The following is a 24,905-nucleotide window of genomic DNA, read 5'->3' as shown; positions in this document are numbered from 1 at the left end:
GTTTGTTTTTGATTAGATAGGATTTTCAGACGACCTTTTACGGTAACAACAATCCGGAGAGCAATCTACCCGCTAAAAGGTCGTCTGAAAACCTTGAATCTTATTTTCAGATAATCTTTCGTTTAATAATTTAGATTGCCATTCGGAAGACTGGGAATCTCCCCTTTTTTGCCCGCGTTTCAAGTGTCTTTGATAGGCGGTAACATAGTCTGCTTTGGGGAGTCCTGCCAAGACGCCGATATGGGCTGCGGCGGATTTTGCCAAAGGTTCGAGCGTGTAGCCGCCTTCCAGTACGGAAACGATTCTGCCGGGGCAGCTTGATGCGGCTTGGATGATTTTGTGGGTTAGCCAAGCAAAATCGGCTTCGTGCAGGTTCAGACGACCTGTTTCGTCTTGTTTGTGTCCGTCGAAACCTGCGGACAGTAAGACCAGTTCGGGTTTGAATGCGGTCAGTTTGTTCAACCATTTTTCGCGTACGGTAGTGCGGAAGACGCGGCTGCCGGTGTTGGACGCGAAAGGCAGGTGCAACATATTGGCGCCGTTGGCGGAATGGTTGGTTTCGGGAAATGGGAAGAGGTCGGTTTCAAAAAGGTTCATAAACAGGACGCGCGGGTCATCTTTGAAGATTTCCGCTGTGCCGTCGCCGTAATGGACGTCGAAGTCGATGACGGCGATGCGTTGGAGTCGATATTCGGCGATGGCGTGCATGACGCCTGCGGCGACGTTGTTTAATAGGCAGAAACCGCCTGCCTTATCGCTGTGCGCGTGGTGTCCGGGTGGGCGGATGGCGCAAAAGGCGTGCCATGCTTTCTTATTCATCACCATATCTACCGCCTGAACGACAGCCCCTGCGGCGTAACGGGCGGCTTTAAGCGAACCATGGTTCATGACGGTATCGTCGTCGATGCGGTAGATTTTGTCCGGTTGGGGCTGGCAGGCTTCGAGCGAGCGCAGATATTTGCGCGGGTGAACCAAGGCGAGGCGGGTATCGCTGATTTCTTCGGCTTCGGCAGTTTGCAGATGCCGCCAAATATCCTGACGTTTGAGCTCCGCCTCGATAACGGCAGTGCGTTCGGGCGAGTCGGGATGACCTGTGCCGGGTTGGTGTTGCGCAAAAACGGGATGAGAAATCCAGACCGTACGCGCATTTTTACCCAAGAGGCGGCGTAGGCGCGTACGCAGTCGTCGAATGAGTTTTTTCATGAGGAAAAGGGCGCGGGGCTTGTCGTTGGTAGGAAGGAATCAGGTTTTAAATGTCGTTGAAAATTCATTTTCAGACGACCTGACATGATAAATATGGTTAATAAATAGGGAAAAGCTTGGAAATTTTTCAGACGACCTTTAGAATAGCTTAATTTTGCGGCTGTACCAATGCTTTTTTCTGCCGCAAGCGGTGTTTTACTTAATTTTAATCTCTTAATTTTAATCTCTTAGAAAACGGATAAGTTATGAATCAAGCAGTGTCCCAATTGGTCCCTTTCGTACTGATTATGGCGTTGGCCTACTTCCTGCTCCTACGCCCTCAAAACAAGAAATTCAAAGAACACCAAGCCATGCTTACCACTTTGAAAGTCGGCGATAAGGTTGTTTTGGTAGCAGGTTTCAGAGGCCGTATTACCAAAGTCGGCGAACAGTTTTTTACCGTGGACATCGGTCAAGGTGCAAAAATCGAAGTCGAAGTGGAACGTAACGCGATTGCCGCCAAAGCCGAGTAATTCATCTTTTCGCCAAGAGCCGCCTCGGAAAGCTGAGCGCGGCTGTTTGTCTTCATAATAAATCGAAGGTTTACCATGAACCGTTATCCTTTATGGAAATACCTGCTGATTGCGTGCACGATTTTGGTTGCTGTAGTGTATTCGCTGCCTAACCTTTTCGGTGAAACGCCCGCAGTGCAGGTATCAACCAACCGACAAGCTATCATTATTAACGAACAGACCCAGTCTAAAGTCGATGCCGCGCTGAAACAGGCAGGTATTCAGACTGACGGGATATTTATTGCGAACAACTCGCTGAAAGTGCGTTTCAAAGATACTGAAACCCAGCTTAAAGCCCGCGATGTCATCGAAAACACTTTAGGCGAGGGCTATATCACCGCACTCAACCTGTTGGCGGACAGTCCCGAATGGATGGCCAAAATCGGCGCCAACCCGATGTTCTTGGGCTTGGACTTGCGCGGCGGCGTGCATTTCACCATGCAAGTGGACATGAAAGCCGCGATGCAGAAAACGTTTGAACGTTATTCGGGCGACATCCGCCGCGAAATGCGCCGCGAAAAAATCCGTACCGGCACCATCCGTCAGATTGAAAACGGTTTGGTTGTCCCGATGCAGGACGCTGCTGATGTACAAAAAGCCATGCCTAAGCTGCGTCAGCTTTTCCCTGAGGCAAATTTGAACGCCGACGGCAATAACATCACGCTGACATTATCCGAAGAAGCGATTAACAAAGTACGCTCCGATGCGGTGAAACAAAACATCACTACTTTGCATAATCGCGTCAATGAGTTGGGCGTGGCTGAGCCTGTCATCCAGCAATCCGGCCTCGACCGTATCGTCGTACAGTTGCCGGGTGTACAAGATACAGCCAAAGCAAAAGACATCATTGGCCGTACCGCAACTTTGGAAGTGCGCATGGTGGAAGACGACCCTGTCAAAGTGCGCGAAGCTTTGGAAGGTAATGTTCCGAGCGGTTTCGAGCTGTTGTCCAGTGGTGGCGATCATCCTGAAACCTTGCTGATTAACAAACAGGTTGAATTGACCGGTGACAATATCAATGACGCGCAACCCAGTTTCGACCAAATGGGTGCGCCTGCCGTCAGTCTGAGCTTGGATAGCGCAGGCGGCAGTATTTTCGGCGAATTGACCGCCGCCAACGTCGGTAAACGCATGGCGATGGTGTTGATCGATCAAGGCAAATCCGAAGTGGTTACCGCACCGGTTATCCGTTCCGCTATTACCGGTGGACGCGTGGAAATTTCCGGCAGCATGACGCAGGCGGAAGCCAATGATACTTCCTTGTTGCTGCGTGCCGGTTCTCTCGCCGCACCGATGCAAATCGTGGAAGAGCGCACCATCGGCCCGTCTTTGGGTAAAGAAAACATTGAAAAAGGTTTCCATTCGACCTTATGGGGCTTTACCGCCGTTGCTTTGTTCATGGTGGTTTACTACCGCCTGATGGGTTTCTTCTCGACCATCGCCCTGAGTACCAACATCTTGTTCTTGGTCGGTATTTTGTCTGCCATGCAGGCAACGCTGACGCTGCCCGGTATTGCCGCATTGGCGTTGACGCTGGGTATGGCGATTGACTCCAACGTATTGATTAACGAACGTATCCGTGAAGAGTTGCGCGAAGGCGTGCCGCCGCAACAGGCAATCAACCTCGGTTTCCAACACGCATGGGCAACCATCGTCGACTCCAACCTGACCTCGCTGATTGCCGGTATCGCCCTCTTGGTATTCGGTTCCGGCCCGGTCCGCGGTTTTGCCGTCGTACACTGTCTGGGTATCCTGACTTCGATGTACTCATCCGTCGTCGTCTTCCGCGCCTTAGTGAATCTTTGGTACGGACGCCGCCGCAAATTGCAGAACATTTCCATCGGCGCAGTATGGAAACCTAAAGCCGAAACAGCGGCTGGCAAGGAGTAAGACATGGAACTCTTTAAAATCAAACGCGACATCCCGTTTATGAGCTACGGCAAACTGACGACCTTTATTTCGTTGGTAACCTTCATTGCCGCCGTATTCTTCCTCATTACCAAAGGTTTGAACTTCTCCGTCGAATTTACCGGCGGTACCGTGATGGAAGTGCAATATCAGCAGGGCGTGGACGTCAACAAAACCCGTGAAAAACTCGATACCCTGAAAATGGGTGATGTCCAAGTTCAGGCGTTGGGTACGAACAAACACATCATGATCCGCCTGCCCAACAAAGAAGGCGTAACTTCCGCGCAGCTTTCCAATCAGGTTATGGAATTGCTGAAAAAAGAGCAGCCTGACGTTACCCTGCGCCAAGTCGAATTTATCGGCCCGCAGGTCGGCGAAGAGCTGGTGACCAACGGTCTGATGGCATTGGGCTTTGTCGTAGCAGGTATCATCGTTTACCTGTCGATGCGCTTTGAATGGCGTTTCGCCGTATCCGCCATCATCGCGAATATGCACGACATCGTGATTATTTTGGGCTGCTTCGCCTTCTTCCAATGGGAATTTTCACTGACCGTGTTGGCGGGTATCCTTGCCGTATTGGGCTATTCCGTAAACGAATCCGTCGTCGTCTTCGACCGTATCCGTGAGAACTTCCGCAAACCGAGTATGCGCGGACATACCGTTCCGCAAGTCATCGACAATGCGATTACCGCCACCATGAGCCGTACCATCATCACCCACGGCTCGACCGAGGCAATGGTTGTTTCCATGCTGGTGTTCGGCGGCGCAGCGTTACACGGTTTCTCAATGGCATTGACCATCGGTATCGTGTTCGGTATTTACTCTTCAGTCTTGGTAGCCAGCCCGCTCTTGCTGATGTTCGGCCTGAGCCGCGAAAATATCGCGAAGGAAGTGAAGAAAAAAGAAGAAGTCGTGGTCTGATGGCTATGATTGCGATGTGAAGGGGTCGTCTGAAAACTTGGCAACAGGTTTGAACTGGCCCCCAAATCTTGGACACTCATAAAAGCCTATTCAGGCGCTCTGTGTAAGCTGGGTTCTGTATGCGACAGGACTCAGCTTTTTCAACTTCAAACTGCAACGCTCCCGGTTGTAGTAGTCTATATAATCGTCTATCTGTTTCATCAATTCATCTACCGTCAATTCACCTGCGTTATAGAAACACTCCGTCTTCAACACCGCAAAGAAGCTTTCCATCGGCGCATTGTCCCAACAGTTCGCCTTTCGCGACATGCTTTGAACCATGGAATGCTCCGCAAGCAATTCCCTATACCCCGCCGTACGGTACAGCACGCCTTGGTCCGAATGCAGCATCGTTCCTTTATCAGTCAGACGGGGGGCGGCTTTTTCGAGCATTTCCTTCACCATTTCGCTGTCGGCTCTGCGGCTCATGGCGTAGGCGACGATCTCGCGGTTGAACAAGTCCAAGATTGGCGAGAGGTACAGTTTGCCGTCCTTCCCTTTGAGTTCGGTAACGTCGGTCAGCCATTTTTCGTTGGGCTTTCGGGCTTTGAACCGGCGTTTGAGGAGGTGTTCCGATATCTCGCCCATGGCGGGATGGCGGTAGGCTTTTTTCGCCCGTATGAGGGCTTTCAGTTCCAACTGCTTCATCAACCGCGCCACTTTTTTGCGGTTCCAACCCAATGCGGCGGCAATGCGCCTTTGCCCGTAGCGTCCTTTATGCCGCTGGTAGGTTTCGACAAGGAGGGCTTTGTCGGCTTCGTCGGGGTCGGGTCGGTCTTGGTGGTGGTAGTAAAAGCTGCTTTTGGGCAGGTTTGCGATGTGCAGTAGGTATTTGAGCGGGTGTTGCGCCCTCAGTGTTTGGACGGTTTGGCTTTGTCCTTTTCGGTCTGTTTTTGGCTGAGGGCTTTTAACTCCTTTAGGTAGGCAACCTTTGCGCGCATATAGCACAGTTCTTCAATAAGCTCTGCCTGCGTTTTTTCTTGGTCGGGTTTATCTGCGATGAAGGGGTTTTTGCGGTGTTGGGGCATGGTTTTGGATTGGGGATGTCCGAGTGCGCCGATACCGCCTTCCTGATAGGCGCGTATCCATCGCCGCAGGTGGGTTCGGGAAATGCCGTAGTGGTTTGCGGTACGCTGCTGGCTGCGTATATGCAGATAGTGGAGTACGGCTTGGTATTTGAAGTGTAATGTATATTTGCTCATAAAAAAACTGCACCTTGTGAGTTGGAGGGGATGTCCAACTTTTGGGGTGCAGTTCAGTTTTCAGACGACCTTTTTGTTTTGGGCAGTTGATTTGATAGTTGTGATGCGAATATGGCGGTATTGTTTTGACTGTATGGAAAGGAACACACTTTTCTTGTTTCAGATAGAGGAAGGGAAAGATTGGCTTAAAGGGAAGGATTCTTTGAAAGTAATCGACTGTATAAGACGGACACTTCTATGCCGCTCTTGGTAATGAATTACACAAAATGCAAAAAAGTCGTCTGAAAATTTTCAGACGACCTCAGATTAATTTCTACGGTTAGAGTTAGAAATTAACGTTTTGCTTTTGCGGCAGGTTTTTTAGGAGCCGGTTTGCCTGCTTTGGCAGGGGAGTTGGCAACGGAGCAGTATTTGGCAACGATTTGATCAACGACTTCTTCTTTGCCGTTAACGGTCGTTTTACCGCGTACGGTCAGCATATTGCCGTCCACTTTGTCGATATTGCCCAAATTGGCACGACCTGCCACCCATGCGACGTTTCCGCCCCAGAAGGCATTAATATCGTCGCTGGAGCCGACGACGCGGAACAGGTTGGGGGTCAGTTCGTTTTTGTATTTCACTTGTGCTACAACAGGCTCGTTGCCTTTGAAGCCGTACATAACGCTCAATGGGTCTTGACCGTTTTGACCGCAGCGGTAGTGTACCTCTTTGGTGCTGTCGATAGCGTCCACTTTCACGGTTTGAGGAGTGAAAGGTTGGTTTTGTTGCGCTGCTTGTTGCGGAGCAGGAGCAGGTTGCGCAGCAGGTTTTCCTTTGGAAGAGCTGGAACATGCGGACAGCGCGGCAGCGGCAATAACGGCAGAAATCAGTAACTTGGTATTTTTATTCATCGGTTTACTCCATATGAATTATTGATAAAAGTGGTGCTAAACGTTAACACAATAGCAGAGATAACATGCTTTGTCTTTGGTTTAGACAAATCTTTAATAAAAGCATCAAATGGAAAAGTAAATTTACTTTTGAAAGGACATTCCAATATTTGGATCCCTGTATATTTGCAGGTTGTTACTGGATGCCTTCCCGCTTCTGTCTTTTTTGCCGTTTAGCTCAATATAAAACGGTAAGGTCGAAAAATCGGCGACGCAACGTTTCAGCAGTTTGCGCTTTTCCCCTATGAAGAGAATAATGACCTCCATCCATCATCTATACACACGAGGGCAGGCATGAACTCTTTTGCATCATTGTTAAACCATCCCGATATTTCTTTTTCCCCGATTCCAGACAGTATCAAAGTCGATAATCCGGCGACGGGCGAGACTTTGGCGTTTGTTCGAACAACCCATTCAGACGACCTCAAATTACTGATTCAAAAGGCGGAGGCCGCACAAAAATTATGGGCGACAAAAACTGCGTTGGAGCGCGCCGATGTGTTGTGGCGTTGGTATTTTCTGATGAAGGAAAACAAAGAAGAGCTGGCGCGCATCATGACGATGGAACAGGGCAAAAGCCTGACCGAGGCACGCGGCGAGATTGATTATGCGGCTTCGTTTGTGCGCTGGTTTGCCGAAGAAGCGCGGCGGATTGACGGCGATGTGCTGACAAGCGTGAAAGCGTCGCAAAAACTGGTCGTGTTGAAACAGCCCGTCGGCGTTACCGCTGCGATTACGCCGTGGAACTTCCCGTCCGCGATGATTGCGCGCAAGGCCGCGCCTGCTTTGGCGGTGGGCTGCGCGATGATAGTCAAGCCCGCGTCGCTCACGCCCCTGAGCGCGTATGCGCTGGCCTTGCTGGCTTACGAAGCGGGCGTGCCGCAGGATTTGCTTCCCGTCGTCAGTGGTCGCGCTTCGGAAATCAGCCATGAATTTGCCACGAACCCGACCGTGCGCAAAATCAGCTTCACCGGTTCGACCGAAGTCGGCGCGAAAATTTTTGCCGACAGCGCGGCGGACATTAAAAAACTCAGTTTGGAACTGGGCGGCAACGCGCCGTTTATCGTGTTTGACGATGCCGATTTGAACAAAGCCGTCGAAGGTGCGCTCGCCAGCAAGTTCCGCAACAGCGGTCAAACCTGCGTCTGCACCAACCGCGTGTACGCTCAATCCGGCATTTACGACGAATTTTGCCGCAAATTAAGTGAAAAAGTAGCCGCGCTCAAATTGGGTAACGGCTTGGATGAAGGCGTGAACCAAGGGCCGCTGATTGAGGAAAAAGCGGTGGAGAAAGTCGAGCAGCACATCGCCGACGCGCTCTCCAAAGGCGCGGTCTGTCTGACCGGCGGCAAACGCAGCGCATTGGGCGGAACGTTTTTCGAACCGACCGTTTTAAGCGGCGTAACGGCGCAAATGGCGGTGGCGCGCGAAGAAACTTTCGGGCCGTTGTGCCCCGTGTTCCGCTTTGAAACCGAAGCCGAAGTCATCGCGGCTGCCAACGATACGGAATACGGTTTGGCGGCTTACCTCTTCACCGTCGACACCGCCCGTCAGTGGCGCGTCGGCGAAGCCTTGGAATATGGCATGGTCGGCATCAATACCGGCCTAATCAGCAATGAAGCGGCACCGTTCGGCGGCGTGAAACGCAGCGGACTGGGACGTGAAGGCAGCAAATACGGTGCGGACGAATATTTGGAATTGAAATATTTGTGTATCGATGTGGCGGATTGAGTTTGCTATTAGAAGCAACAGGTCGTCTGAAAAACAAATTTCATTGAAACCTTGTTTTAAGAGCGTGTTCATAGTCTTCGTAGCAGGACTCCCAAGAAAGCCAAAGCTACCATTTGCAGACTGGTACTCAACTTACGCTCGCAGTTTTTCCAAAGCCGCCTGTTCTTTTCCAACCAGGAAAAGCTGCGCTCTACTACCCATCGCTTCGGCAATACTGCAAAACGGTGCAATTCGTTTCGTTTGGCAATCTCTACCTCCGCACCAATCAACTCCTGTACCGACGAAGCAAATGCCTTACCCGTGTAACCACCGTCAGCAAGGATTTTTTGTATCGCACCAAGATTATCCCGCCCACGTTCCAATGCCACCAGGCAGCCTTTTCTATCCGTAACATCCGCCGTCGTTACCGCAAGGGCATGCGGCAAACCTTGCGTGTCAACCGCTATATGCCGCTTGATACCGCTAACCTTCTTGCCCGCATCGTAGCCTTTTTCCATGGCGGTATCCGTGTTCTTCACACTCTGCGCATCAATAATCAGGAAAGTAGTTGCTTCATGGCGCCCCTGCTTGCGGCGCTCCGCAACTACCTGATTTTTTTAATGCTTCCTCAAGGATGCTGATGCCACTCTCGCGTGGTTCGGTCCATCTCTGGAAGTAGGAATGCACGGTGCGCCATTTGGGGAAGTCGCCCGGCAAAGCGCGCCAGGAGCAGCCAGTGCGTTGCAGGTAGAGAATGGCACAAAAGACATCGTACAAGTCCACCTGGCGTGGCGCTGTGCGTTTACGGGCACTTTCCAGCAGGGGAAGGAGAGGCGCAAATTGCTCGCGACTGATATCGCTTGGGTAGGTTTTTCTGTTCATGCCGATAGTTTACAGCAGAGGCTGAGACAATGAACACGTTCTCAGACGACCTTTTTCATATAGTGGATTAAATTTAAATCAGGACAAGGCGACGAAGCCGCAGACAGTACAAATAGTACGGAACCGATTCACTTGGTGCTTCAGCACCTTAGAGAATCGTTCTCTTTGAGCTAAGGCGAGGCAACGCCGTACTGGTTTAAATTTAATCCACTATACTATCCCGCCAGCCACAGCGATACCGTATAAATCGCCAATCCGACCAGTCCGCCGACAAGCGTGCCGTTGATGCGGATATATTGCAAATCCTTGCCCACGCTCAATTCCAGTTTTTCCACCATCAGGCGGCTGTCCCAGCCTTTGACTTTGTCCGAGACGAACAAAGCGGCCTTATCTTTATAACGCATCACAAAATCCCGAACCAAAAGCGAAATCCGCACATCCGCCCGACGCATAAATTGCGGGTATGCCTGAGCTTGCGAACGCATATGGTTCAGCAGCTTTTCCAGTTGCGCTTGGCACAAAGAGTCTTGTTTTTCCACATCTTCCCGCGCCCAGTCCAGAATGCCGCGCCATAAGGTCATGATTTGACGTTGCAGGGCGGGCGATTGCGCGAGCTGTTTTTTGAATTTGTCCAGGCGGCGGTGCCACAGGCGCGATGTGCTCAGGCGTTCGGTCAGTTCGTCGTATTGCACCAAGAATTGTCGGCGCAGCGTGTTATCCTGCTTGTCTGCGGTTGCCAAATAGCCGTCTATCCATGCCAACGCTTTTTCTGCCGCCCAATCATCGACTTTCTCCACCAAGGTCGATTTCACCGCCGCTTTAAGCCTGTCCCAAGTTCCGGGATTGCCGCCTTCGATTTTCGCCGCCCATTCGCGCAGGTTCTGCTCCAGCATTTCACGGGTTTCCGGCGTTTTCAGCCAACGCCGAATCTGACGGAGCAGGCTTTCAAACGCTTTTTCGTGCATCCCTTGCGCTTTCAGCAGCCGCAAACCGTCGGCAAGCGCGTTGCCGATTTGTCCGCCGCTGTAACGTTCTTCCAGCAGCATCGCCGTAAAACGCGCCGTCTGTTCCGGTTTGGCGATGGCAAGCAGCGTCGGAATCTGCTTGGAAAGCCACGGCAGCCAATGCGATTTCACGTCTTCGCCGTCCAGCCATTTCAATAATTTATCGCTGGGCTGTGCTTGGTAAATGCGCATGGCGATGGGTTTGCCCTGCAAAAAATTGTGTTCGATAAACCGTCCCAATTCATCGCCGATACGCGCCTGATTACGCGGCAAAATCGCGGTATGGGGAATCGGCAGCCCGAGGGGTCGTCTGAAAAGCGCGGTTACGGCAAACCAGTCCGCCAGCGCACCCACCATCGCCGCTTCGGCAAAAGCTTTGACAAATCCCAACCAAGGATATTGGCGCACATAAATGGCGGAGGCTGCAAACAGCCCGCACGCCGCGAGCAGCAAGCCCGTCGCCCAACGCCTGCTTTTTGCCAACTTTTTGCGCGCCTCATTTAAGCGGACTTGTTCCGAAAGGGTGTGCATTTCTATTCCTGTCTTTTTTGTCTTTAGAGGGTTGCGAATAGATTGATTATTTTTTAATCAGCTAAAAATATTCAATAGGTTTCAAAATATTATCTAAGTTTTCCACAGAATGCACACATCAATCCGAATGCGGGTTGTGGGCAATATTTTGTATTGCCTGTTTTTTAATCATGATATTTTTATTTTGGAAAATCAAAAGGAAAGGAGAGTTGTTCACAAGCTGTTCACATGATTCTGCGGTATGGCTGTGTACAGGTTTTCAGACGACCTTTATGCCGTCCAGCCTGAAACCGAAACCCAAAGCCGCCACAAGGCCCAAGCCGCCACCGTCAACCCTGCCAAAAGGCGGATGCTGTGTTTTTGCAAAAGCGTTTTCAACTGCGCTGCAAAGATGCCCATCGCCAAAAGGTTGGGCAGCGTGCCGAGCGAAAAAGCCAACATATATAAAGCACCGTGAACCGCGCTGCCGCTGCCCAAGGCGTAAAGCGACGCGCTGTAAACCAGGCCGCACGGCAGCCAGCCCCAGAGCATCCCCACGCCGAAACAGGCTGGGACGGAACGGATGGGCAAAAGCTTGTTTAAAAAAGGATTCAGCCGCTTCCATATCGGTTTGCCGATGCGTTCGATACGCGTTGCCGCCGTCGAAATCCCCGCCAGATAAAGCCCTAAAAGCAACAACAGAATGTTTGCCGCGATATACAGGCCCTGCTGCAACACACGGGTGTCATCCAAAGAAATCCCTGCCTGCCCGATCAGTCCGACTAGGAAGCCGATGAGGACATAGCTGCTTACACGTCCTAAGTTCAACAGGACAATCAATCCGAAACGGTTGAGGTTGGGCGGAAGCTGCAAGGCAAATGCGCTGCTTAACCCGCCGCACATACCGACGCAGTGGCCGCCGCCGAAAAAACCGAGCAGAAACAGAGTGAGGAAGGTAAGGTTTTCGTCCATATCAGATATATTTGAAATTGTTATCAGGCTGTTTCGTATTGTATCAACAACGGAGGAATGAGGATAAGAAAGGATGGAATAGGGGCGGATTATTGCGCATCTGTTTGGAAAGGTCGTCTGAAAATCGCTTTGCCTTTATTGGAGGGCACCGGGTTTTCAGACGACCTTTGGACTACTGCGTATTTGTGCAGCTTTATTTTGAGGAAAATAATTTGATTTTATTTAAAAACAAAATGTTAAACGAATCGAATATTTCTGAACAAGATACCGAAGAAGCAAGCAAATGTTTGCATATTATCGAGATTTGGTTAAAATTATCGAAAAATATATAAATAATAATCAAAATCATTATATTTATATTCAATCTGACTTGCGGCAAAACCTTTCCGAGGTCGTCTGAAAACTTTCAGACGATGCTGTCTGACATTCCGCCACACAAGGAATCTGTTATGAAGCCAGTCAAAGTCAACACCCTTGTCGCCTGCATCGCCGCCATCGGTTTCTCTCCCATCATTTATGCTGCCGATAATACGCCGACCGTCATTCTCGATACCGTCACCGTCAAAGGCACGCGCAATAAAGACGAAATCGGTAAAAACCGAGTTTATACCCGCGAAATCGTCAATCTTTACAAAGGCAAAAACGAAGTCGAAACCTTCAAAGGCAACACCGTATCCGACCTTTTAAGCGGTATGTCCGGCGTGTACAGCGGCGATGCGCGCAACAGCGGCGCGTTGGATCCCAATATACGCGGCGTACAGGGGCAGGGACGGATTCCCGTTACCATCGACGGCACGGAGCAGGCGATTACCGTTTGGCGCGGCTACGCAGGCGCAAACAACCGCAACTACGTCGATCCCAACATCATCAGCAGCGTTTCCATCGAAAAAGGTCCCTCGTTCAGCCGCGATATGAAAAGCGGCATAGGCGGCTCCGTCGCCCTGAAAACCATCGATGCCGACGATATTGTCCCCGAAGGGCAGAAATACGGATTTGAAGTGAAGGCGGAGGCTGCCAACAATTCCATTAAGCGGCGTGAGAATGCTTATGAACATTCAGTCGATTATCGAACCTTGCCTGTTCCCGCAGTAGCGACGGGCGGTATTTGGCGTTCGTTTTTTGACGATACCGACCGAATCGACCAGCGTTTCAACGGACGCAATAAATTTGGGGAAGATAAAGCCTACCGCATTGCCGCTGCCACCAAGCAGGACAATTTTGATGCCATGCTCGCCTATGCCTACCGCAGTAAAGGCAATTATTTTTCCGGCAAAAAAGGGGCGGAACGCTACGGCTATATCGGTCCTTGGACACAAGAAACTTTAGACGAATTAAAACGTCGTCAAGAAGAAGCCGCTGCCAAGGGCGAGAAATTTTACGGCAGTGAAAACATGCTGGGCGCACCTGATATTTCAAAAATCGGACTTTTCTACCATCCGGGTGGAGAAGTCAGCAATACCTCGCTCGAAACCAAATCATGGGTAGGTAAAACCACTTTCCGTCTGCCGAACCGCCAAACGCTCAAATTCGGCCTGCGCCATACCGATTCCACGTTCGGCGAAATCATGCCTTCGCGCATTATCGGCCCCATCAGTTGGGATGCGTCCGTCCTCAACAAAATCGCCGAATGGCCGCAGGCATGGGTAAAACAGCGTTCCTACAATATCGACTATTCGTGGAAGCCGGAGGGTAGTCGTTGGATAGATTTCGATGCCACGCTTTGGACAACGCGCACCAATTCCAAAACCAATACCGCAGGTGGCTCGCCCGGCGATACCGTTTATGAGGACAACAAATTTCAAATAGCATGGGACGAATACGACAGATGGCAGAAATACACCCCCGCAGAGCGGCAGGAATTGCTGGATGCAGGAATAGAAGCCCCCAAACCGCCCAAACCTGAAACGCCCAATACCAACGGCAGGTTCAACACCATCGAAGGCAACGCCTATTACGCCCGTAACAACCGTACAGGCTTTCAATTCTCCAACCGTATGAAATTGAGCGACAAACTGTCGTTGACCTTGATGGGCGATTTTCAAAACGAAAAACTGACATCGCGCAATGATTTTTCAGACGAGCTGGAGCGGGGAGGATACGACAAATATCGGGAAGAACTCGAAAACAGCACCATCAGGGCAAATTATGAATTGAACCAATACGGTGTACCTCGAAACGGCAAGCGGCGTGAATACAATCTGGGCTTCAATTTCCGCTACGAGCCGTTCCGCTGGCTGACGTTGACGGCAGGCGGGCGATATACCAATTTCCAACTTCAGGATAAAAGCAAACGTTTGGAAAGCGGTACGTATAAGACCGGCTATCCATTAGAGATGAACAGGGGGATGAAATATTCGGTCGTGAGGGTGATTACTCCACAGGAATATGCGGATTACAAGGCGATCAATGATGCTTTGGCAGATGGCAGTTTGGATTGGGGAGACTTATATATCAAAGAGGAATATGCAGAAAAATTAAAGAAATATAAGCAAATTGACTGGAATTCGACTATACCGACCTTGAGTAGTGATCGAAGTACATGGGTCAATCCCAATGAACAGACAGATTTTTACTGGCTGAAAGACAATAAAGGTCGTCTGAATATGAAGGATCACCCCCTTACCAACGGCAGCATTCCCGATTTGCACGCCCAAGTCCCCAATCCCGTTTACGACCCGTCCAATCCCGACAGCCCGCAGTTTGTGCCTAAGTATTATAACGTTGATGCAAGCGTATATACGACTCCAATGACCGAAGCCGAAAAACAGAGAGCAATGAAGCAGAAAGGCAGCGGTTGGGTGCCCGCATTTTCTGCCACTGTCAATTTTACTGATTACAGCCGCGCCTATTTGCGCTATACCGAAACCCTGCGCTACCCCAGCATTTTTGAAGGGACTTACGGCTTTTCTACTGCCGCCGGCTCATTCAACCGCATGGGCTATGGCTGGCGGCCCGAACACGCCAAAAACTGGGAAGTCGGCTACATCCATGATTTGACGGGACTGTTACCGAAAATGAAAAAAGCGGATTTCCGCATCAACTACTTCCATAACAAGACCAAAAACGTTATCGATAGGGACAGCAATCTCGAATTCGAACAATTCGACAGACAAATCCGCAGTGGTGCCGAGCTGTCCACCCGCTTCGATACCGGACGCGTCTTCGGCAGCCTGAACGTATTCCGCAGCCTGAAAAACAAAATGTGCGACGAAACCTTCCAATGGTCGACTGTGACTGCGGGAGATGTCGATGCAACATATTTTGCCGAAACCGGCAAAACCATGAGTCGCCCCGTCTGCAATCACGGAGGTTTGAGCGATTCGGGCTATCTGGCAAGCGCGCTTCAGCCACGCTGGTCGATTGATGCCGAATTGGGCAGCCGCTTTCTTGCCAACAGACTGGAAACAGGCGTGCGCCTTCATTACCACAGCCGCGTCTATGAAAACCGCAATGATGCGTGGCAGCCCCACTACAACGTATTCAATCAATATAAGGGAACTAATCATAAACCCCAATATAACGATATGCGCTGGCAGCCTGTTGCGGTATGGGATGCCTACCTGCGCTACAAAATCGGCAAAAACCTGACTGCCGAGCTGGTGGGCAGTAATCTGACCAACCGCTACTACCTCGACCCGATGAGCCGCTCCTACCTGCCTGCACCGGGCAGGACGATCAGGATAGGGATTACGGGCAAGTTTTAAAGTAATTTCAAATTAGGATTTCCCCATATTTCGATATTGGGAAGAGGATATTCAGGGGCTTTGTCACCAAAGCAGAATACAGGTTTTAAGTACCCAAGGTCGTCTGAAAACGAATTTTCAGACGACCTCGTGGGTTTCTGTTGCATAAGCTGTCCGCTAAGGAGTCGGTTTTGTAAGAGTGCTATTTTTATCCTGAATACACGTTATAATACGAACCTTGTTTTCAAACCGATTCGAGATTCCGTTTTCAGACGACCTTTAAGATAAAAGGTCGTCTGAAAACGTTTGTCCCGTCCATACGCATCCGCCGAACTATGATTCCATCCGATTTCATTGACGAGCTTCTGGCCAAAGTCGATATTGTCGATATTATCGACGAGCAGGTTCCGCTGAAGAAGGGCGGGGCGAACTATATGGCTTGTTGTCCGTTCCATAAGGAAAAGACGCCGTCGTTTTCGGTCAGTCCAACCAAGCAGTTTTATCATTGTTTCAGTTGCGGGGCGCATGGTTCGGCGATTGGTTTTGTGATGGAGCATCAGGGGCTGTCGTTTCCGGAGGCGGTGCAGTTTCTTGCCGACCGTGTGGGTATGGCTGTGCCTAAAGTGCGCGGGCAGAACGATAATCCCGAAGTCCGTGCCGAACGTAAGAAAAAACAGCAGACGCTGGAGGAAACGACGGCTGCGGCGGCTGATTTTTATGCGCAACAGTTGAAATTCAATCCGGCTGCGAAGGCTTATTTGGACAAGCGCGGTTTGAGCGCGGAAGTCATCGCGCATTATGGTTTGGGCTACGCCCCCGACGGCTGGCAGCCCTTGGCGCAAGTGTTCCAACCGTACCCGAATACCGCGTTGGTGGATACGGGGATGGTGATTGACAATGAGGGTCGGCATTATGACCGCTTCCGTCATCGGATTATGTTCCCCATCCGCAATCCGCGCGGGCAGGTCATCGGTTTCGGCGGCAGGGTGCTGGACGACTCGAAGCCGAAATATTTGAATTCTCCTGATACGCCTTTGTTTGATAAGGGGAAAAACCTTTACGGATTGTATGAGGGGCGTGCCGCGGTCAAGGAAGCAGGGCGGATTTTGGTGGTCGAAGGCTATATGGATGTGGTCGCGCTGGCGCAGTTCGGCGTGGGCTACGGCGTGGCGGCTTTGGGCACGGCGACGACGGCGGAACACGTCAAAATCCTGATGCGTCAGGCGGACAGTATTTATTTCTGTTTCGACGGCGACAGCGCGGGGCGGAAGGCGGCTTGGCGCGCGCTGGAAAACGCGTTGCCGCAGTTGAAAGACGATAAATCGCTGCATTTTTTGTTCCTGCCGGAAGAACATGACCCCGACAGCTACATCCGCGCCTACGGAAAAGCGCAATTTGAAGATGCGCTGTTGAATCAAAGCAAGCCCTTGTCGGAATATTTCTGGGAGCATCTTTCAGACGACCTCAATCTCAATACGCAGGAAGGTAAGGCGGAATTGGTGAAAACCAGTTCGCCGCTTTTGGCGCAAATCACCGCGCCGGCATTGGCTTATCTGTTGAAACAACGGCTTAGCGAGCTGGTCGGCATCGATCCCGACAATCTCGCCCAACTGCTGGGGCAGGAAGCGCCGAAGCGGCACGTCAAACAAAAAAGCTACAAACTGCCTCCGATTTCCGTCAAACAACCTGTCATGTTGACGCTGGTGCAACGGCAAATCCGCAGCCTCTTGATAAATCCGGATTGGGCTGCATATATAGACCTGCCCGATTATGTGGCATTGGACGGCGATTTCGCCTGCCTTGCCAATCTCGCCGAAACCATTAAAAGCCATGCCGCCGTACCTGCTACCGCGCAGGTTTTAGAGTATATGCGTGGTTCTCCTTATGAAGAAACCGTGAACCAAATCTTCCAATCGACACTCTATTCTGAAGAAATGGAAGGCGGAGGCGAAGAAGACCGCGAAAACTTCCAAATCGGCATGAAGAAACTCCTTAACGAGTTAAAATACCAACAAATCGAAACCCTCAAGCAGAAAAGCCTGCAATCAGGTTTGAATGAAAATGAAAAAAAACTCTTGCTGTCGCTTTTGACGGCAAAGCAAAATTGAACGAACGGCAATCCCTGCCGAATCCAGCAACCTTCAGGCCGTCAGAAAAGCATTGTCCCAAGCTGCGAACATGATGATCCCGCAGAACACCCGTTCCAAAGAGCTTTCAGACGACCTCAGCGTTACAACCCGGCAGATTGAATTTAAATCGGTTGTAACTCTGTTCCGCCTTCAGGTGCATCATGCAAACCGTCGGCACACCATCAGATCAAGAAAGTAATCCATGTCTAAAGACCAAAATCACGAAGACTATCAAGAACAGGACGACAACCGTCCGCTGACCCTCGAAGAGCAGCGCGCCCGCCTGCGCCAGCTCATCATCATGGGTAAGGAACGCGGCTACATCACTTATTCCGAAATCAACGACGCCTTGCCCGACGATATGTCCGATGCGGATCAAATCGACAACATCGTCAGCATGATTTCCGGCTTGGGTATCCAAGTGACCGAGCAGGCGCCTGATGCGGAAGACATTTTGTTGAGCGACAACGCCGCCGCCGTAACCGACGACGATGCCGTTGCCGAAGCCGAAGCCGCCTTGTCCAGCGCGGACTCCGAATTCGGCAGAACCACCGACCCCGTGCGTATGTATATGCGCGAAATGGGGCAGGTTGACCTGCTGACCCGCGAAGACGAAATCATCATCGCCAAAAAAATCGAAAACGCCCTGAAAAACATGGTGCAGGCAATTTCCGCCTGTCCGGGCTCCATTGCCGAAATCCTCGAGCTGATCGAGCAAATCCGCAAGGATGAAATCCGCGTGGACGAAGTGGTTGAGGCCATCATCGATCCGAACGAAGTGTTGCTCAACGAATTGGGCTTGGGACACTTGGAAAGCGCGTCAAACGACGACGATTCCGGCAGCAGTGAAGAAGATGAAGCGGATGAAGACGACGATGACGACGATTCCGGCAGCGACTCCGAAGCCATGTCCGCCGCCCATCTTGCCGAATTGAAGCAAAAAGTGCTGGAACACTTCGCCTTCATCGAAAGCGAATACGGCAAGATGATCAAAAAGCTGGAAAAACACGACAGCCGCCACCCCGATTATCTGGCACACCGCGACGCCATCGCCAACAAGCTCTTGGAAGTCCGCTTCGCCACCCGCCAAATCGAAAGCCTCAGCGGCAACCTGCGCAGCCGTGTCGAAAACATCCGCAAGCTCGAACGCGAAATCCGCGACATCTGCCTTGACCGCGTCCATATGGAACGCGACTACTTCATCCAAAACTTCCTGCCCGAAATCACCAACCTGAAATGGGTGGAAGAAGAAGTTGCCAAAGGCAGGGTCTGGAGCGACGCGCTCGACCGCTTCCGCCACGCCATCCTCGAAAAACAAACCGAGTTGGCAAACATGGAAAAAGAAACCCGCATTTCCATCGAAGAGCTGAAAGAAATCAACAAAAACATGGTGTCGAGCGAAAAAGAAACCGCAGCCGCCAAGCAGGAAATGATTCAGGCAAACTTGCGTCTGGTGATTTCCATCGCCAAAAAATACACCAACCGCGGTTTGCAGTTCCTTGATTTGATTCAAGAAGGCAACATCGGCTTGATGAAGGCGGTCGACAAGTTCGAATACCGCCGCGGCTACAAATTCTCCACCTACGCGACATGGTGGATCCGCCAAGCGATTACCCGCTCGATTGCCGACCAGGCGCGCACCATCCGCATTCCGGTGCATATGATTGAAACCATCAACAAGATGAACCGTATCTCCCGCCAGTATCTGCAAGAAACCGGCGAAGAGCCCGATTCCGCCAAACTTGCCGAGTTGATGGAAATGCCGGAAGACAAAATCCGCAAAATCATGAAAATCGCCAAAGAACCGATTTCGATGGAAACCCCGATCGGCGACGACGACGATTCGCACTTGGGCGACTTCATCGAGGACGCCAACAACGTTGCCCCTGCAGACGCCGCGATGTATACAAGCCTGCACGAAGTCACCAAAGAAATCCTCGAAAGCCTGACCCCGCGCGAAGCCAAAGTCCTGCGTATGCGCTTTGGTATCGACATGAATACCGACCACACGCTCGAAGAAGTCGGCAAACAGTTTGACGTAACCCGTGAACGTATCCGTCAAATCGAAGCCAAAGCCCTGCGCAAACTGCGTCATCCGACCCGCAGCGACCGCCTTAGAAGCTTCCTCGACAGCGAAGACAGCAAACTGTAAAACAGCAAACCGCAGGTTTATACCTGCGGTTTTTTATGGGTAAGAGGTCGTCTGAAACAGAAGTTGTATAGTGGATTAAATTTAAATCAGGACAAGGCGACGAAGCCGCAGACAGTACAGATAGTACGGAACCGATTCACTTGGTGCTTCAGCACCTTAGAGAATCGTTCTCTTTGAGCTAAGGCGAGGCAACGCCGTACTGGTTTAAAGTTAATTCACTATACGTTTTCAGACGACCTGTTTTGCATTCATTGCACTATGGTCGGTTAAAACCCGTAGCGCGGGCTTTGTCCGTGGATAATAGAGAAAGTTTCGGCAGCCTTTTTTACTCATCATCTTCGTGGGCAAAGCCCACGCTACAAGGCGGCATCATTCTTGAATGGGTGCGCAATTAAAACATGATTGTAAAAAAGGTCGTCTGAAAAAACAGGAAACCGGTTTTTTCAGACGACCTTTCATTTGTTTTGACTCTTCAGCCCAACTCTTTCAATTTCCGGCTCAAGATGCCATGTACTTCCTGCGCCGTTTCATAGCGATCTTCTTTAGCGGGAACCGGCTCTAGGAAATGCAGCTCCACCTTGCTGGAAGGCTGGCTGATGATCATGCAGATGGATTGCCATAAGCTGGTATCGCCCACATAAGCCGCCTGAAGGTTCGGACTGGTGCCGTCGGGATTGGGGTAGCGGCAGAGCATGGGGATAATGGGAACGCCTGCATCGTAGGCGGTTTGGAAAAAGCTGGGCTTGAACGGGAGGATTTCATAACCTTCCGTACTCGTCCCTTCCGGGAAAATGGTTACGGTATCGCCGTTTTTGAGGGCTTCGGTTACCGTGGCGATTTTAGCGGTATTGCCTTTGGTGCCCTTATTGCGTGAAACGTAAACGGTCTGCGCCTGCGTGGCGAGATAGCCGACTACCGGCCATTTGGCGACATCGTCTTTCGCTACAAACCGACCCGGAAATGCACCGTTGACCGCCATGATGTCCAACCAAGAGATATGGTTGCTGATTAACAACTGCGCCTGTCCTTCCTGAGGCAGTGTGCCGAAGGTTTCCAGCTTCATGCCGCATGAGGCGAGGACGCGCAGCGACCAGATTTGGATGGCGCGCAGTTTGCGCCGTTTGCTGTAAAAGGGAAACAGGAAGAACATTTCCGCCATACCGTAAAGCAGGCAGATGCCGATGCAGAGCAGGCGGAAGGTAAAACGTAGTTTGGCAATCATAAGGTTGTGGTGTGTGCAATCTTGGTATAGGGTGAAACCGCTAAAAATCGGTTATTTGCTGATTTCACAATAGTTGAGGTCGTCTGAAAAGGTTTTCAGACGACCTTTTGGTCTTTATGGTTTAGGGGCAAAACGTTGGAGGTAACGGTCTGCCAGGCGGGTGATGTCCATCATAATGAGCACGTCGGCGCAGTTGAACGCTTCATCGACGCAAGGCTCGCCGCAGAACCATGCGCCCGCATTGAGGTAGCCTTTAATCAGCGGCGGGACATCAGGTTTGTCCGACGGGGTAATTTCGTCCCACTTGAGCGGATTGAGCGGCTTGACGCACCATTTTTCAGGCGCGAGGTATTTGGATTTCAGGGCATGATACAGACCCGCCGCATCGCTGCCGCCGTCGTGCATATCAATGCTGCCGCAGCCTATCATGAAGCGCAGGTTTTCGTCTTTCATGAATTTGACCAAACCCGACCACAAAAGCATGACCAAACCGCCGTTGCGGTAGTCGGGATGGGTGCAGGCGCGGCCGAGTTCGACAGTTTGCGGCAAGATGTCTTTCAAAGGGGACAGGTCAAATTCGTGTTCGCTATACCAGCCGCCGACTTTTTTGGCGGTTTCTTCGGTAATCAGGCGGTAGCAGCCGATGACTTCTCCGGTTGCGTCGTCAAAAGCCAAAAGGTGGTGGCAATGTTCGTCGTAAGGATCGACATCGCGACCGTCGTCGCTTTCGATTTCTGCACCCAGTTCTTGGGCGAATACCTGATAACGCAAGCGTTGTGCTGCTTCAATTTCCGCCCGCGTTTCAGCAAGGCGTACGCTCAGACCGATTTTGGGGCCGGTTTGGTTGAAACGGCTGGAGAACATTTGACTTCCTGTCGGATTAAAAGAGTTGATTATAGCGGATATGGTAGAGGATTTATATTTCTACCCCTTTGGATGCCTTCATTTGCCGGTTGTTAGACGGAAAGTGTTGGTAAAAGGTCGTCTGAAAACACCTTGGCGTGATTTCATAAGATTACCCAGTATGGCAAAAGCAGCATAACTGACCACTGATTTAAATCAATTATTAATTACATATAATTAATAATATTGTAATAATACTATACAATATAACTAATTCTAAATAGTTAAATATAGTTATTTAGAATTGGTTGATATTTTTTAAAAAATTCAAAAATGGAGAATGAAAAGATGAAACTAAACTTATCCGTCAAACCGCTGTGTTTGGTGTTGTCCCTTGTTTTTGCAAATGTTTGTGTTGCAGAAGGTATTGCGACAGGAGCGATGCACAAAAACGGTTCGGTCGCGTTGGGCAAAGACTCGAAGGCTGGGGAGAATGCGACCGCGTTGGGCGACAAAGCGGCTGCGGCGGGTTATAAGTCTGTTGCTGCCGGCTATGATTCAAACGCTTCAGGTTTGAGTGCGTCGGCGCTTGGCAGTGAGGCTAAGGCGGAAGCATTGCGGACGGTTGCCGTCGGTTTCAGGGCGAATGCAAAAGGAACCAACGATATTGCCGTCGGCGGCGCATCGAAGGCTTCCGGCGGACAGTCGGTGGCGGTCGGTTTGATGTCGCAGGCAACGGGTTTGCGTTCTATTGCGGTTGGCGATAGCGCGAAGGCTGCCGATATTGATGCGGTTGCGTTTGGACGCGGCAGTGAAGCCAATGCGCTCAGTTCCACCGCTGTCGGGGATAGGGCAAAAGCCAATGGTACGCAGGCGGTTGCGCTGGCATCTGCTGCCGAGGCAAACGGTTATCAGGCGGTTGCAGTCGGTACGCGCGCGGTTGCCGAAGAAACCAACAGCGTGGCATTGGGCGTGGAATCTTCGTCCACCGCGCTCAACGGTCTTGCCGCAGGCACGCGCGCACGGGTACGGAAATCGGGCGGAACGGCTTTGGGCGCAGGTGCTGCCGCATTTGAGGAAAAATCCGCTGCTTTGGGCTATAAAGCAGAAGCACGCCAACAAAACTCCGTAGCGCTCGGTACGGACAGCGTTGCCGATACTGCGGCAGGTGTTGCAGGCCATGACTTTGCTACCGGCGCGGCAAGTACGGAAACAGGCAAAACATGGGTATCGACTTTAGGCGCGGTATCTGTCGGCAGCGAACAAAACAGCCGCCAGATTACTAATGTTGCTGCGGGTAAGGAGGATACGGACGCGGTCAACGTTGCCCAAGTGAAGAGCCTTGCCCGTCAAACCCAAAGCAGTCTTGCCGCAGCCGAGAGCAATCACCAGACACAAATCGCCGCTTTGCGCAACGAAGCCAAAGTCCGTATGGACAAACTTGAAGAGCGCGCTGATTCAGGCTCTGCCGCTGCAATCGCGGTTGGCAGCCTCGGACAGGCATATCAGCCGGGACAAGGCGCGGTTTCCGTCGCAAGCGGTATCTGGCGCGGTAAAAGCGGTTACGCCGTAGGTATTTCCAAAGTATCCGCCAGCGGTAAATGGCTGGTTAAAGGCTCGGCAGTCGGCGCGGCGAAAGGCGGTGCGGGCGGCGGCGCCAGCGTAACCTACCTCTGGTAATCGTCGTTAGGCGTATTGCCGAAAGGTCGTCTGAAAACATTCCGTTTTTTCGAAACCGTGTTTTTTCAGACGACCTTGTTCTTGATAATTCCATATTTGTCCCAATTTTGTAGATGTTATTAATTTTCGAAAGAATAAAATGAATCCCAAATACGCTCCGCTTTTCCAATCTTTCACACTGAACAACGGCGTAACCGTCAAAAACCGCCTTGCTGTTGCACCCATGACCCATTTCGGTTCGCACGCCGATGGTTTAATCAGCGACCAAGAACGCACGTTTCTCGGCAACCGCGCAGGCGATATGGGGCTCTTTATCTCCGCCGCCACTTTGGTTCAAGAAGGCGGCAAAGCCTTTCGTGGACAGCCCGAAGCTACGGGTGAAAACTGCCTCGACAGCCTGAAAGAAACCGCCCAAATCATTCAAAAACAAGGTGCAAAAGCGATTTTGCAAATCCATCACGGCGGCTCCCAAGCGATGGTAGAACTCAACCACCGCGACAAAATCAGTGCGTCCGCCAGCGAAAAGGATGGAGCGCGTGAAGCGAGTGCCGCAGAAGTGGAAGAACTCATCGCCTCCTTCGCCCAAGCTGCCGATTTGGCACTTCGCGCAGGCTTTGACGGTGTGGAAATCCACGGCGCGAACGGCTATTTAATCCAACAGTTTTACTCCGCCCAAAGTAATCGCCGTAACGACCAATGGGGCGGCAGCTTGGAAAACAGAATGCGCTTCCCACTCGCCGTCGTCGATGCCGTTGCCGCAGTTCGTGAAAAACACCAACGCAACGACTTCATTATCGGCTACCGTTTCTCGCCCGAAGAAGCAGGCGAAGACGGGTTGACCATGACCGAAACCGGCGCACTGATTGACGCCTTGGTGCAAAAGCCGCTGCAATATCTGCACGTTTCCTTATGGGAATTCGACAAGAAAATCCGACGCGGCGGCGATACGGCGCAAACCCGTATGCAGTTTATCCACGACCGTATCAACGGCAAGCTGCCTCTTATCGGCGTGGGCAACCTGTTTACCGCTGATCAAATTTTGGCGGCGTTTGAAACCGGCTGGGCGGAATTTATCGCACTGGGCAAAACCGTCATGATCAATCCGCACATCGCCACACAAATCAGCGAAGGCCGCGAAGCCGAAATCGAAACGCAACTCGACCCGACGCGCGCCGACCATTACGGTTTGCCCGACATCCTGTGGGAATTTTCCGCCAGCGGTACCCAATCTTGGCTGCCGCCGGTAATGTTTGTTTGAACAATTCAGCCGCCTACCCATTTTTTGAGCGGGGTAGGGGATGAAATTACCGTTATAGCTAAAGAGGTCGTCTGAAAAACGTTTTCAGACGACCTCTTTCTTGTCCG

Annotated in this window: 20 protein-coding genes and 2 pseudogenes; 11 read left to right on the top strand and 11 right to left on the bottom strand. The window is 51.2% G+C overall.

The window, feature by feature from the left end:
* Positions 1–72: 72 nt before the first annotated feature.
* Positions 73–1,203, bottom strand: coding sequence for a deacetylase (locus NM96_07990; GenBank protein AVR79278.1), 1,131 nt, complete (start codon positions 1,201–1,203; stop codon positions 73–75).
* Positions 1,204–1,448: 245 nt separating this feature from the next.
* Between NM96_07990 and yajC the strand changes: the two genes are divergently transcribed.
* The 3 genes from yajC (at position 1,449) to NM96_07975 (ending at position 4,583) form a co-directional block, all read left to right on the top strand.
* Entirely contained in the window at positions 1,449–1,715 is a 267-nt protein-coding gene (yajC, locus tag NM96_07985; GenBank protein ID AVR79277.1) for a preprotein translocase subunit YajC, read from the top strand.
* A gap of 75 nt (positions 1,716–1,790) precedes the next feature.
* Entirely contained in the window at positions 1,791–3,644 is a 1,854-nt protein-coding gene (secD, locus tag NM96_07980) for a protein translocase subunit SecD (GenBank protein AVR79276.1), read from the top strand.
* 3 nt (positions 3,645–3,647) lie between these two features.
* Positions 3,648–4,583: a protein translocase subunit SecF gene (locus tag NM96_07975; GenBank protein ID AVR79275.1), complete on the top strand. Its 936-nt coding sequence runs from the start codon at positions 3,648–3,650 to the stop codon at positions 4,581–4,583.
* Between the two features lie 90 nt (positions 4,584–4,673).
* Here the strand turns inward: NM96_07975 and NM96_07970 are convergent, their stop codons facing one another.
* A complete protein-coding gene (locus tag NM96_07970) occupies positions 4,674–5,570 on the bottom strand; it encodes a hypothetical protein (protein ID AVR79274.1) in 897 nt (298 codons plus the stop codon).
* A pseudogene (locus tag NM96_07965) lies at positions 5,474–5,881 on the bottom strand (transposase). Before NM96_07965 ends, NM96_07970 begins: the two are co-directional and overlap by 97 nt.
* Between NM96_07965 and NM96_07960 the strand changes: the two are divergent.
* Complete coding sequence (locus tag NM96_07960; protein AVR80298.1) at positions 5,871–6,077, top strand: hypothetical protein; 207 nt, start codon at positions 5,871–5,873, stop codon at positions 6,075–6,077. The pseudogene NM96_07965 and the gene NM96_07960 overlap by 11 nt on opposite strands.
* A gap of 79 nt (positions 6,078–6,156) precedes the next feature.
* Here the strand turns inward: NM96_07960 and NM96_07955 are convergent, their stop codons facing one another.
* Together NM96_07955 and NM96_07950 are read right to left on the bottom strand one after the other, a co-directional pair.
* Positions 6,157–6,714, bottom strand: a complete 558-nt coding sequence (locus tag NM96_07955; protein AVR79273.1) for a hypothetical protein — start codon at positions 6,712–6,714, stop codon at positions 6,157–6,159.
* Between the two features lie 123 nt (positions 6,715–6,837).
* Positions 6,838–7,020 carry a hypothetical protein gene (locus NM96_07950; protein AVR79272.1) on the bottom strand — a complete coding sequence of 61 codons (183 nt, stop codon included), beginning with the start codon at positions 7,018–7,020 and terminating at the stop codon, positions 6,838–6,840.
* A 27-nt stretch (positions 7,021–7,047) separates the two neighbouring features.
* Between NM96_07950 and NM96_07945 the strand changes: the two genes are divergently transcribed.
* Positions 7,048–8,484, top strand: coding sequence for a succinate-semialdehyde dehydrogenase (NADP(+)) (locus tag NM96_07945; GenBank protein AVR79271.1), 1,437 nt, complete (start codon positions 7,048–7,050; stop codon positions 8,482–8,484).
* A 68-nt stretch (positions 8,485–8,552) separates the two neighbouring features.
* On the opposite strand, the gene NM96_07940 is transcribed toward NM96_07945, so the two are convergent.
* The 3 genes from NM96_07940 to NM96_07930 all read right to left on the bottom strand — a co-directional run bounded on the left by NM96_07940 (position 8,553) and on the right by NM96_07930 (position 11,831).
* A protein-coding gene (locus tag NM96_07940; GenBank protein ID AVR79270.1) for an IS5 family transposase occupies positions 8,553–9,345 on the bottom strand; the annotation gives its coding sequence in 2 pieces (ribosomal slippage) (positions 8,553–9,081 and positions 9,080–9,345; 795 coding nt in all).
* Between the two features lie 215 nt (positions 9,346–9,560).
* The gene (locus NM96_07935; GenBank protein AVR79269.1) at positions 9,561–10,880 is read right to left on the bottom strand and encodes a DUF445 domain-containing protein; all 1,320 of its coding nucleotides are present in this window, start codon (positions 10,878–10,880) and stop codon (positions 9,561–9,563) included.
* Between the two features lie 270 nt (positions 10,881–11,150).
* Positions 11,151–11,831 (bottom strand): hypothetical protein, encoded by a 681-nt coding sequence (locus NM96_07930; GenBank protein AVR79268.1) that lies wholly within the window; start codon positions 11,829–11,831, stop codon positions 11,151–11,153.
* Positions 11,832–12,280: 449 nt separating this feature from the next.
* On the opposite strand from NM96_07930, the gene NM96_07925 reads away from it, so the two are divergent.
* From NM96_07925 to NM96_07910, 4 genes are all read left to right on the top strand, one after another.
* A complete protein-coding gene (locus NM96_07925; GenBank protein AVR79267.1) occupies positions 12,281–15,535 on the top strand; it encodes a receptor in 3,255 nt (1,084 codons plus the stop codon).
* A gap of 314 nt (positions 15,536–15,849) precedes the next feature.
* Entirely contained in the window at positions 15,850–17,622 is a 1,773-nt protein-coding gene (locus NM96_07920; GenBank protein ID AVR79266.1) for a DNA primase, read from the top strand.
* A gap of 73 nt (positions 17,623–17,695) precedes the next feature.
* Positions 17,696–17,842, top strand: a complete 147-nt coding sequence (locus tag NM96_07915) for an endonuclease (protein AVR80297.1) — start codon at positions 17,696–17,698, stop codon at positions 17,840–17,842.
* Positions 17,843–17,845: 3 nt separating this feature from the next.
* Positions 17,846–19,795, top strand: coding sequence for an RNA polymerase sigma factor RpoD (locus tag NM96_07910; GenBank protein ID AVR79265.1), 1,950 nt, complete (start codon positions 17,846–17,848; stop codon positions 19,793–19,795).
* Positions 19,796–19,879: 84 nt separating this feature from the next.
* Here the strand turns inward: NM96_07910 and NM96_07905 are convergent.
* From NM96_07905 to NM96_07895, 3 genes and pseudogenes are all read right to left on the bottom strand, one after another.
* Positions 19,880–19,987, bottom strand: a pseudogene (locus NM96_07905) (IS5/IS1182 family transposase).
* Positions 19,988–20,267: 280 nt separating this feature from the next.
* Entirely contained in the window at positions 20,268–21,017 is a 750-nt protein-coding gene (locus tag NM96_07900) for a 1-acyl-sn-glycerol-3-phosphate acyltransferase (GenBank protein ID AVR79264.1), read from the bottom strand.
* A 114-nt stretch (positions 21,018–21,131) separates the two neighbouring features.
* Positions 21,132–21,881: a hemolysin gene (locus NM96_07895; protein ID AVR79263.1), complete on the bottom strand. Its 750-nt coding sequence runs from the start codon at positions 21,879–21,881 to the stop codon at positions 21,132–21,134.
* A gap of 327 nt (positions 21,882–22,208) precedes the next feature.
* On the opposite strand from NM96_07895, the gene NM96_07890 reads away from it, so the two are divergent.
* Positions 22,209–23,540, top strand: coding sequence for an adhesin (locus NM96_07890; GenBank protein ID AVR79262.1), 1,332 nt, complete (start codon positions 22,209–22,211; stop codon positions 23,538–23,540).
* A gap of 139 nt (positions 23,541–23,679) precedes the next feature.
* Positions 23,680–24,798: an NADH-dependent flavin oxidoreductase gene (locus NM96_07885; protein AVR79261.1), complete on the top strand. Its 1,119-nt coding sequence runs from the start codon at positions 23,680–23,682 to the stop codon at positions 24,796–24,798.
* Positions 24,799–24,905: the final 107 nt, after the last annotated feature.

The sequence above is a fragment of the Neisseria mucosa genome (assembly GCA_003028315.1).
Classification (GTDB): domain Bacteria; phylum Pseudomonadota; class Gammaproteobacteria; order Burkholderiales; family Neisseriaceae; genus Neisseria; species Neisseria mucosa.
This window is presented reverse-complemented; position numbering and strand designations above follow the sequence as displayed.

Excerpts from the sequence above, each read along its gene's own strand:
- NM96_07930 (AVR79268.1), bottom strand. The coding sequence starts at position 11,831 with ATGGACGAAAACCTTACCTTCCTCACTCTGTTTCTGCTCGGTTTTTTC.
- NM96_07945 (AVR79271.1), top strand. The coding sequence starts at position 7,048 with ATGAACTCTTTTGCATCATTGTTAAACCATCCCGATATTTCTTTTTCC.
- NM96_07935 (AVR79269.1), bottom strand. The coding sequence starts at position 10,880 with ATGCACACCCTTTCGGAACAAGTCCGCTTAAATGAGGCGCGCAAAAAG.
- NM96_07975 (AVR79275.1), top strand. The coding sequence starts at position 3,648 with ATGGAACTCTTTAAAATCAAACGCGACATCCCGTTTATGAGCTACGGC.
- NM96_07990 (AVR79278.1), bottom strand. The coding sequence starts at position 1,203 with ATGAAAAAACTCATTCGACGACTGCGTACGCGCCTACGCCGCCTCTTG.
- secD (AVR79276.1), top strand. The coding sequence starts at position 1,791 with ATGAACCGTTATCCTTTATGGAAATACCTGCTGATTGCGTGCACGATT.
- NM96_07955 (AVR79273.1), bottom strand. The coding sequence starts at position 6,714 with ATGAATAAAAATACCAAGTTACTGATTTCTGCCGTTATTGCCGCTGCC.
- NM96_07900 (AVR79264.1), bottom strand. The coding sequence starts at position 21,017 with ATGATTGCCAAACTACGTTTTACCTTCCGCCTGCTCTGCATCGGCATC.
- NM96_07910 (AVR79265.1), top strand. The coding sequence starts at position 17,846 with ATGTCTAAAGACCAAAATCACGAAGACTATCAAGAACAGGACGACAAC.
- yajC (AVR79277.1), top strand. The coding sequence starts at position 1,449 with ATGAATCAAGCAGTGTCCCAATTGGTCCCTTTCGTACTGATTATGGCG.
- NM96_07885 (AVR79261.1), top strand. The coding sequence starts at position 23,680 with ATGAATCCCAAATACGCTCCGCTTTTCCAATCTTTCACACTGAACAAC.
- NM96_07895 (AVR79263.1), bottom strand. The coding sequence starts at position 21,881 with ATGTTCTCCAGCCGTTTCAACCAAACCGGCCCCAAAATCGGTCTGAGC.
- NM96_07890 (AVR79262.1), top strand. The coding sequence starts at position 22,209 with ATGAAACTAAACTTATCCGTCAAACCGCTGTGTTTGGTGTTGTCCCTT.
- NM96_07950 (AVR79272.1), bottom strand. The coding sequence starts at position 7,020 with ATGGAGGTCATTATTCTCTTCATAGGGGAAAAGCGCAAACTGCTGAAA.
- NM96_07925 (AVR79267.1), top strand. The coding sequence starts at position 12,281 with ATGAAGCCAGTCAAAGTCAACACCCTTGTCGCCTGCATCGCCGCCATC.
- NM96_07915 (AVR80297.1), top strand. The coding sequence starts at position 17,696 with ATGATCCCGCAGAACACCCGTTCCAAAGAGCTTTCAGACGACCTCAGC.
- NM96_07920 (AVR79266.1), top strand. The coding sequence starts at position 15,850 with ATGATTCCATCCGATTTCATTGACGAGCTTCTGGCCAAAGTCGATATT.